The following is an 8,660-nucleotide window of genomic DNA, read 5'->3' as shown; positions in this document are numbered from 1 at the left end:
GGTGATGCCGGCCATGTGCGGGGTGACGATGACATTGTCGAAGCCGAAATAGGGATGGTTGGGCGGCAGCGGCTGCACGGAAAAGACGTCGAGCGCGGCGCCGCCGATGCGGCCTTCTCGCAAGGCTTCGATCAGCGCCTCGTCGTCGACCACCGGGCCGCGCGAGACGTTGATCAGCAGTGCGCCGGGCTTCATACGGGCGATGCGCTCGCGGCTGATCAGGCCGCGCGTCTCCGCCGTCAGCGGGCAGCAGAGCACGATGACGTCGCTCTGCTCGACCAGCGCGTCGATCGACAGGAAGCCGACGCGCTCGGGCGCCGGGCGCAGGCTGCGCGTCGTTGCCACGACATTGAGGTCGAAACCGTGCGCGGCGATATGCCCGACGGCCTGGCCGACCGCGCCGAGGCCGACAATGCCGATCGTCTTGCCGGCAAGCTCGCTGGTCGAATTGGCATGCTCGCGCCCGGCAAGCCAGCCCTTGGCGCGCAGGTCGCGGTCCATCACGCGGAAGCGCCGCAATAGGGCGAGCGCTGCGAACATCACATGCTCGGCGACCGAGCGAGCGTTGACGGCGGGTACGTTCGCGACAAGCACGCCGGCGGCGGTCGCCGCCTCGACCGGGATCATGTCCAGCCCGGCGCCGTGGCGGATAGCGGCTCGCAAATTCGCCGCGCCTTGAAACAGTTCCGGCGGCAGCGGCGCGCGCACGATGACGATGTCGGCGTCGCGGGCCTCAGTGGTCAATGTCTTTGGATCGAGCGCGGAAGCGACGGCCAGCCGCCCTGCTCCGGCCAGCATGGCCGTGGCGCGGGGGTGCAGCGGATGCGTCGCCAGGATCTTGCGCATTGCACTCAGACCTTCTCGAGCGCCGCGCTTTTCGGTTCTGTTGCGTGGCCTTCGATGATCCCTTTCCAGTAGCTCTCGGCGCCCTGCAAATGGGCGCTCATCAGAGCCTGGGCGAGGTTGCCGTCGCGGCGCAGCAGCGCTTCGTAGATCTGGATATGCTCGGCATGCGAGCGCACGCTGCGTTCGGGATCGTTGAAATAGATCGGCAGGCGCTGCTCGCCCATCAGGTAATAGACGCTGCAGATGTTGTGGAAGACGCTGTTCTTGGTGGCGCGCACGATCTCGAGGTGGAATTCGCGGTCCTCCTTGGCGAGGCCTTCACCGGCGGCGATGCGTTCTTCGGAGGCTTTCAGGATCTCGCGCAGGCGTTCGAAGTTTTCTTCCGTTGCGCGCGAGCAGGCAAGCTCGGCTGCCTTGATCTCGTGGATCTTGCGCAGTTCTACCGTCTCATAAATCTGCACCGGATCGAGCGGCAGGCCGGCGCGGGCGAACAGCGCCAGCGCTTCCACGCTCGCCTGCTTGGTGTCGATATAGATGCCGGACTTGGCGCGCCGCTCGACGATGCGCATGGCTTCCAGGATGGCAAGCGCCTCGCGGATCTGGCCGCGGCTGACGGCGAAATGTTCAGCCAGCTCGCGTTCCGAAGGCGTGCGGCCGGACTCCTTGTCCGAGTTGGAGAAGAGATAGGCGGCGAGTTCCGCGAGAAGGTTCTTTTCTTTCATCGTCAAATACGTTGCGCGTGCGCCTCCAGGAATCGCTCGGAGATGGTGAAACCCAATCCAGGCTTTTCAGGGATCGCTATCATACCGTCCTCCGCTTCGACAGTCTCCTCGACCAGGTCGTGGATCATCGGGTTGGCGCCGAGCGAATATTCGATGATGAAGGAGGCGGGCGAGGCGGCGCACACATGCAGCCCGGCGAAGAAGCAGGGCGCGCCGGCCCACAGATGCGGCGCGAAACGCAGGTTGAAGGCGCTGGCGATGGTGCCGATCTTCATCGCCTCGCTGATGCCGCCGCAGAAAGCGGGATCCGGCTGGAAGATGTCGGCCGATTTCAACACCGCCAGGTCGCGGAAGGCGTAGCGCGTCGCCTCGCTTTCGCCCGTGGCGATCGGCGTTGAGCCCGAGGCTCGTACCTCGGCCATGCCCGGCTTGTCGTCCGCGCTCACAGGCTCCTCGAACCAGGCGAGGTCGAGATCGGCGGTGAGCTGGATGAAGCGCTTGGCCTCGGCGGCGGTGTAGGTGCCGTGCGCGTCGACCATCAGGTCGACCTCCGGACCGATCGCCTGCCTTGCGGCGCGCACGCGCGCGGCCGAAAGATGGGGCGCGCCGTCCATGGCGCCGACGCGCATCTTCAGCGCCTTGAAGCCGCCCTTGGCGATGTAGGATTGCAACTGCTCGCCGATGGCGTCGGGGGAGGCCCAGCCGCCCGAAGCGTAGGCCTGCATGCGCTCGACCTTGCGGCCGCCGAGCAGCCGCCATACGGGCTGCCCGAGCGACTTGCCGAGGATGTCCCACAGCGCGATGTCGACGGCGCTGATCGCCGCCACGCTCCTGCCGCGCCGCGCCAGCTGCGGCATCGCATGGCCGGCATGTGCCGCCGTCTCGTGCCGCACGCCGTTATAGAGCATTTCCCAGATGATGCCGATGTCGGCCGGATCGCGGCCGATGAGTTGCGGACCGATCTCGTGATTGAGCATATGGACGAGCGCGCCATAGCTGCCGGCGCTGCCGGCGGCGTTCTTGCCTTCGCCCCAGCCGACCAGGCCGTCGTCGGTCTCGATGCGCAGAATGGCGGCGTCGAACGTCGTCACCTGCCCGAAGTCGCTGCGATGCTGCCTCGCGACTTCGATCGGGACACGGACCCACCAGGCCTGAACGCTTTTGATGCGCATATTTTCCCTTCGGCCCCTCCGCCCGCCAGGCGGAAGGGACAAGCTTTGATCGGAGGTCTACTTGATCAGCGGCAGCAGCGTTTCGGCGGTTATGCGCATCTGGTCGGTGTAGAATTTCTCCGTAAGCACGCTGGAGCCGTGGTCCTGGATGAATTTGAGCTGCTCGGGCGAGATGTCGACCGGATTGCGTTCGACCATCTCCGGATAAGGCGCGGCGGGCGTGCGGTCGACGGGGGCGACGAACTCGTTGGTCAGCGCGCCGTCATAGCCGACTTCCTTCAGCGTGCGCACGATCTTCGGCCAGTCGATCTGGCCAAGGCCGGCGGCGAAGCGGTTGTTGTCGGCGACATGGAAATCGAACAGGCGCTTTCCGACCTGGCGGATCGCGTCATAGACGTTAAATTCCTCCATGTGGATGTGGTAGGCGTCGAGGCAGACGCCGCATTCGGGGCTCACCGCGTCGGCGAGCGCGAGCGCCTGGGCGCCGCGATTGAAGAGATAGGTCTCGAAGCGGTTGAGCGGTTCGATGGCGATCCGGACGCCGACCTTCTTGGCATGGGTGAAGCATTCGCGCGTGGCATCGACCACCCAGCCCCATTCCTCCGCCTCGGTGCCGTCCGGCACCACCTTGCCGACGGTCGCGGGCACCAGCGTGATGATCTCGCCGTCGAGCTCGCTCACCATGGTGAGCACGTCCTTGACATATTGGACGGACCGCTCGCGCTGGCCCTGGTTCTTGGCGGCGAGGTTGCGTTCGCCGAGCATCAGCGTCACCGAACCCCAGCAGCGGATGCCATACTCCTTGAGCAGCGCGCGCGTCTCCTTGGTCTTGTATTGCTCGGGCTCGCCGGAAATCTCGATCGATTCGTAGCCGAACTTCTTGATGCGCTTCAGCGTCACCTCCAGCGGCTCCGCCCGCATCCAATTGTGCGTCGAAAGATGCATGGTCTATCCTTCCCAGAATTCGCCTGTCACATTTTACCCGCGACGCCTCGAACAGAGGCGGCCGCACGTTTCCTCCCCAAGGCGTTGCCAGGTTTTCCTCGAAACTGGTTCGACCAATTGGGCCTGTCATGACGTCTACAGCAAATTTTCGCGCGCGGCAAGAAGTGGGCAGAGGAAGGCGACCGCGCCGGACAATGCTATGATTTAATAAGGTAATTTCGCATTTCCAATTGCGGGTCCGCGGCTTCTTCCAGCTTTTCAGGCGCTTGACCGAACTACGGGATTTGGTAATACCAGAATGACATGGCGTTCAGATGCCGTCAGGACTGACCAAACAGGCTGGCCCTCGCTCCAATTGGCGCTATGCTTGGTCACGAAAACAAGAGAGGGAGGATGCCGATGCCGACGACGATGAAGGGTCCCGGCCTGTTTCTGGCGCAGTTCGCGGGCGATGCCGCACCGTTCAATTCGCTGGCTTCGATCACCAAATGGGCGGCCGGGCTCGGCTACAAGGGCGTGCAGATCCCGACCTGGGACGGACGCCTGTTCGACCTCGCGAAGGCGGCCTCGTCGAAAGCCTATTGCGACGAGGTGAAAGGCATCTGCGCCGACGCGGGCGTCGAGATCACGGAACTGTCGACGCACCTGCAAGGGCAACTGGTGGCGGTGCATCCTGCCTATGACGCGCAGATGGACGGCTTCGCGCCGCCATCGGTGCACAACAATCCCAAGGCGCGCCAGCAATGGGCCGTCGAACAGATGAAGTTCGGCGCCAAGGCGTCGCGCAATCTCGGGCTGAACGCCTCGGTGTCGTTCACCGGCTCGCTGGCCTTCCCCTACCTCTATCCGTTCCCGCAGCGGCCGGCCGGACTGATCGAGGAAGCCTTCGGCGAGCTCGGCAAACGCTGGAAGCCGATCCTCGACGTCTATGAGGACAATGGCGTCGATGTCGGCTACGAGATCCACCCTTCCGAGGACGTGTTCGACGGCGCGACCTTCGAGATGTTCCTCGACGCGGTCGGCGGCCACAAGCGCTGCAACATCAATTACGATCCGTCGCATTTCCTGCTGCAGCAGCTCGACTATCTGGAATTCATCGACATCTATCACGAGCGGATCAAGGCCTTCCACGTCAAGGACGCCGAGTTCAATCCGACCGGACGGCAGGGCGTCTATTCCGGCTATCAGGGCTGGGTGAACCGGGCAGGCCGCTTCCGCTCGCTTGGCGACGGCCAGGTCGATTTCAGCGGCATCTTCTCCAAGCTCACCCAGTACAATTACGATTCCTGGGCGGTGCTGGAATGGGAATGCTGCCTGAAGCATCCCGAGGACGGCGCAGCCGAAGGCGCGCCCTTCATCCAGCACCACATCATCCGGGTGACCGAGAAGGCTTTCGACGATTTCGCCGCCGGCACGACCGACAAAAAGCTGCTGCGGGCGATGATGGGGATTTGACCCGCGAACTTCCCTGGAAGATCGACAGCGGGTCCGGGCGGGGTTGAATTCAAAGCCGCGGCGGACCCTTATACCCCGCCCGACGCCGTGCGTCGGCCCTCCGCAGGGGGAGGGTGAGCAGCCAAGAGGAGAGGACGAAAAATGGTCGGCGCATCGAAGTCGGAAACGGGAGGCGGCCCGATCCGCTACGGCATGGTTGGCGGCGGGCAGGGTGCCTTCATCGGCGCGGTGCATCGCATCGCGGCGCGCATGGACAATGATTTCGTGCTGGTGGCCGGCGCGCTGTCGTCGGACCCGGCGCGTGCCAAGGCTTCCGCCGCCGAGCTCGGGCTCGATCCAGCGCGCAGCTACAGCTCCTACGCCGAGATGGCCAAGGCCGAGGCCAAGCGTCCCGACGGCATCGAGGCGGTGGCGATCGTCACCCCCAACAACGTGCATGTGCCCGCGGCCAAGGCCTTCCTCGAGGCCGGCATCCATGTCATCTGCGACAAGCCGCTGGCAACGTCGCTCGCCGAGGCGAAGAAGCTTGCCGCGCTGGTCGAGAAGACCGGCAAGGTGTTCGTGCTTACCCACAATTACACCGCCTATCCGATGATCCGGCAGGCGCGCGAGATGGTGGCCAAGGGCCAGCTCGGCGACATCCGCATCGTGCAGTCGGAATATCCGCAGGACTGGCTGACCGAGGATCTCGCCGCCACCGGCCAGAAGCAGGCCTCGTGGCGCTCCGATCCCAAGCAGGCGGGCGCCGGCGGCGCGCTTGGCGACATCGGCACGCATGCCTACAATCTTGCCCGCTTCGTGTCCGGGCTGGAGCTGGATTCTCTGTCGGCCGACCTCGATGCCTTCGTGCCTGGGCGCCAGCTCGACGACAATGTCAATGTCATGCTGCGCTTCAAGCCAGTCGGCAACAAGCATCCGGCCAAGGGCATGATCTGGGCAAGCCAGGTGGCGCCCGGCCATGAGAACGGGCTGAAGCTGCGCATCTATGGCTCGAAGGGCGGGCTGGTATGGGTGCAGGCCGACCCGAACTATCTCTGGTACACGCCTTTCGGCCAGCCGAAGCAGCTGCTCACCCGGGCCGGCGCCGGCGCGATGCCGGTCGCGGCGCGTGTGACCCGTGTGCCATCCGGACATCCGGAAGGCTATCTCGAAGGTTTTGCCAACATCTACCAGGAGGCCGCCCGCGCAATCCGGGCGGCACGCAGAAGGGGCGGCAAGCCGGGCAAGGATGTGATTTTCCCGACGATCGAGGACGGCGTCGAAGGCATGGCCTTCATCGAGGCCTGCGTGAAGTCGTCGAAGAAAAATGGGGCGTGGACGAAGCTCTAGGGACGGCTGCGTCGTCTGAGGGGGAGTCCCCCTCACCCGGATTGCCAGCCGAATTGCAAACGCAATTCGGGGCAATCCGACCTCTCCCCGAGGGGAGAGGAGGGCGCCGGCGCCGACGACAACCTCTTTCTCCCCGCCGGGGAGAAGGTGGCAGCGAAAGCGGCCGGATGAGGGGGAGTGCGGCCCGCCAACGCAAATGGCTGGCCGCAAGCGGGGAGGGGTGTCGATGAAAATCGGCATGTGCATGTTCTTGTGGACCACCAGCGTCTCGAAGAAGGATGTGACGCTGTTGAAGGACATCAAGGCGACGGGTTTCGACGGCGTCGAGATACCGGTCTTTGCCGGCGCGCCTGACGACTACAAAAGGTTGGGCGAGATGCTCGACCGCATCGGTCTGGAGCGCACCGCGGTCTCGGCGATGGGCGATCCGGCGATGAACCTGATCTCGCCGGATGCCGCCGCGCGCAAGGCCGGTATCGATTACATGAAATGGGCGATCGACTGCAGCGCGGCGCTTGGCTCCAACACGCTGAGCGGGCCGCTGCATTCGACGCTCGGCGCCTTTTCCGGCAGCGGGCCGACTTCTGCCGAGAAGAAGCGCTCGATCGCCTCGCAGCGCGCCATCGGTGACCATGCCGGCAAGAAGGGCGTGACCATCGGATTGGAGGCGCTCAACCGCTTCGAATGCTATCTGGTCAACACCATGGCCGATCTGTGCGAGCATATCGATGCGATCGACCGGCCGCACATCAAGGCGATGTACGACACGTTCCATGCCAATATCGAGGAGGCCGATCCGATCGGCGCCTATACGAAGCATCGCCGCAATATCGTCCATGTCCACATTTCGGAGAACGACCGCGGGGTGCCGGGGCGCGGCAACATTCCATGGAAGGAGACTTTCTCCGCCATCCGCAAAAGCGGTTATGACGACTGGCTGACGATCGAGTCCTTCGGCCGCTCGCTGAAGCATCTGGCTGCGGCGACGAAGGTGTGGCGGGATTTCGCGGAGAGCCCGGAGGCGGTTTATCGCGAGGGGCATAGGCATATCAGGGACGGGTGGAAGGGGGCGGCTTAGGTGCACCGTCCGATCGGCGTCGCGATCCTTCGCGCCCCCCTCTGTCCTGCCGGACATCTCCCCCACGAGGGGGAGATTGGCAGCTCCGTTCGCTCCGCTGAACCTTGCAGCGTCGACGATTGGCGAAAGCCGCGATGACGGCTGATCTCCCCCCAAGTGGGGGAGATGCCCGGCAGGGCAGAGGGGGGCGCTGTCCCGCCGACCTCTCCTTAAAAGGCAGCAGTCCAACTACCCCTGCTCGGCCTGCAGCCGGTTGTAATCATGCAGCGTGCGGCTGAGCCTTCGGCGCAGGAAATTCGAGATGTTGTCGAAGATGAAGACGACGAGCAGGGTCAAAAGCACCATGTAGAAGACGTTGGCCCAGTTCGAATTGGTGCGCATCGCTTCCCACAATTTCAGGCCAATGCCGCCGGCGCCGACGGCACCGATGATGGTGGCGCCGCGGGTGTTCGATTCCCACTGGTAGAGGGTCTGGCTGATGAAGACCGGCACCACCTCAGGCAGCACGCCGTAGCGCTGCACCAATATCTCGTTGGCGCCGGTCGAGAGCACGCCTTCGCGCGGCTTGTCGTCGATGTTCTCCAGCGCCTCGGAATAGGTTTTGCCGAGCGTGCCGATCTCGGTGAAGAAGATCGCGGCGCTGCCGGCCAGCGGTCCCGGGCCGAAGGCGCGGGTGAAGAACAGCGCCCAGATCAACATGTCGACCGAGCGCATGAAATCGAAGAAGCGTTTCAGCACCTGGCTCAGAACGCCGCTCGGCGTGATGTTGCGGGCGGCGAAGAAGGCGAGCGGGAAAGCGACGATGCCGCCGAGCAGCGTGCCGAGGAACGCCATGACGATGGTCTGCAGCAGCTTCGTCCAGACATCACCGTGCTGCCATTGGGCGTTGTTCCAGAAATTGTCGGCGGCCAAAGCGAGGTTCGACGTGCCCGGCTTGAGTTCCGGCCCGGAGACGATCAGCGAGATGACTTCGCTATAGGGTTTGCCGAAGAACGGCGAGCGCGTATCGAAGACGAAATTCGCCCAACCGAGGAAGCGCTTGCGCACCTTGACGCGGTCGACGGTGACGCGCACCTCGCCGGCAAAGCCCAGCTTGGCGACGATCTCGTCATC

General features: G+C 64.3%; 8 protein-coding genes. 3 read left to right on the top strand and 5 right to left on the bottom strand.

Features of this window, described 5'->3' with window-relative positions:
• From EOA28_RS15700 to EOA28_RS15685, 4 genes are all read right to left on the bottom strand, one after another.
• Positions 1-846: NAD(P)-dependent oxidoreductase (locus EOA28_RS15700; protein WP_128315031.1), on the bottom strand; the 846-nt coding region annotated here is incomplete at its 3' end.
• Between the two features lie 5 nt (positions 847-851).
• The gene (locus tag EOA28_RS15695) at positions 852-1,568 is read right to left on the bottom strand and encodes a FadR/GntR family transcriptional regulator (protein WP_127252053.1); all 717 of its coding nucleotides are present in this window, start codon (positions 1,566-1,568) and stop codon (positions 852-854) included.
• 2 nt (positions 1,569-1,570) lie between these two features.
• Positions 1,571-2,740, bottom strand: coding sequence for a mandelate racemase/muconate lactonizing enzyme family protein (locus EOA28_RS15690; RefSeq protein WP_128315030.1), 1,170 nt, complete (start codon positions 2,738-2,740; stop codon positions 1,571-1,573).
• A 57-nt stretch (positions 2,741-2,797) separates the two neighbouring features.
• Complete coding sequence (locus EOA28_RS15685; protein ID WP_042640703.1) at positions 2,798-3,685, bottom strand: sugar phosphate isomerase/epimerase; 888 nt, start codon at positions 3,683-3,685, stop codon at positions 2,798-2,800.
• Positions 3,686-4,084: 399 nt separating this feature from the next.
• Here EOA28_RS15685 and EOA28_RS15680 point away from each other — a divergent pair, with 399 nt between their 5' ends.
• The 3 genes from EOA28_RS15680 to EOA28_RS15670 all read left to right on the top strand — a co-directional run bounded on the left by EOA28_RS15680 (position 4,085) and on the right by EOA28_RS15670 (position 7,547).
• Positions 4,085-5,140: a sugar phosphate isomerase/epimerase gene (locus EOA28_RS15680; protein WP_126064313.1), complete on the top strand. Its 1,056-nt coding sequence runs from the start codon at positions 4,085-4,087 to the stop codon at positions 5,138-5,140.
• A gap of 141 nt (positions 5,141-5,281) precedes the next feature.
• Complete coding sequence (locus EOA28_RS15675; RefSeq protein WP_127252051.1) at positions 5,282-6,469, top strand: Gfo/Idh/MocA family oxidoreductase; 1,188 nt, start codon at positions 5,282-5,284, stop codon at positions 6,467-6,469.
• 226 nt (positions 6,470-6,695) lie between these two features.
• Positions 6,696-7,547 carry a sugar phosphate isomerase/epimerase gene (locus EOA28_RS15670; protein WP_127252050.1) on the top strand — a complete coding sequence of 284 codons (852 nt, stop codon included), beginning with the start codon at positions 6,696-6,698 and terminating at the stop codon, positions 7,545-7,547.
• Between the two features lie 228 nt (positions 7,548-7,775).
• On the opposite strand, the gene phnE is transcribed toward EOA28_RS15670, so the two are convergent.
• A partial coding sequence (gene phnE, locus EOA28_RS15660) for a phosphonate ABC transporter, permease protein PhnE (protein WP_128315029.1) occupies positions 7,776-8,660 on the bottom strand: 885 nt, incomplete at its 5' end.

Origin of the sequence: Mesorhizobium sp. M2A.F.Ca.ET.067.02.1.1 (genome assembly GCF_004023285.1) — a bacterium.
Taxonomy (GTDB): domain Bacteria; phylum Pseudomonadota; class Alphaproteobacteria; order Rhizobiales; family Rhizobiaceae; genus Mesorhizobium.
This window is presented reverse-complemented; position numbering and strand designations above follow the sequence as displayed.

Excerpts from the sequence above, each read along its gene's own strand:
- EOA28_RS15685 (WP_042640703.1), bottom strand. The coding sequence starts at position 3,685 with ATGCATCTTTCGACGCACAATTGGATGCGGGCGGAGCCGCTGGAGGTG.
- EOA28_RS15670 (WP_127252050.1), top strand. The coding sequence starts at position 6,696 with ATGAAAATCGGCATGTGCATGTTCTTGTGGACCACCAGCGTCTCGAAG.
- EOA28_RS15675 (WP_127252051.1), top strand. The coding sequence starts at position 5,282 with ATGGTCGGCGCATCGAAGTCGGAAACGGGAGGCGGCCCGATCCGCTAC.
- EOA28_RS15680 (WP_126064313.1), top strand. The coding sequence starts at position 4,085 with ATGCCGACGACGATGAAGGGTCCCGGCCTGTTTCTGGCGCAGTTCGCG.
- EOA28_RS15695 (WP_127252053.1), bottom strand. The coding sequence starts at position 1,568 with ATGAAAGAAAAGAACCTTCTCGCGGAACTCGCCGCCTATCTCTTCTCC.
- EOA28_RS15690 (WP_128315030.1), bottom strand. The coding sequence starts at position 2,740 with ATGCGCATCAAAAGCGTTCAGGCCTGGTGGGTCCGTGTCCCGATCGAA.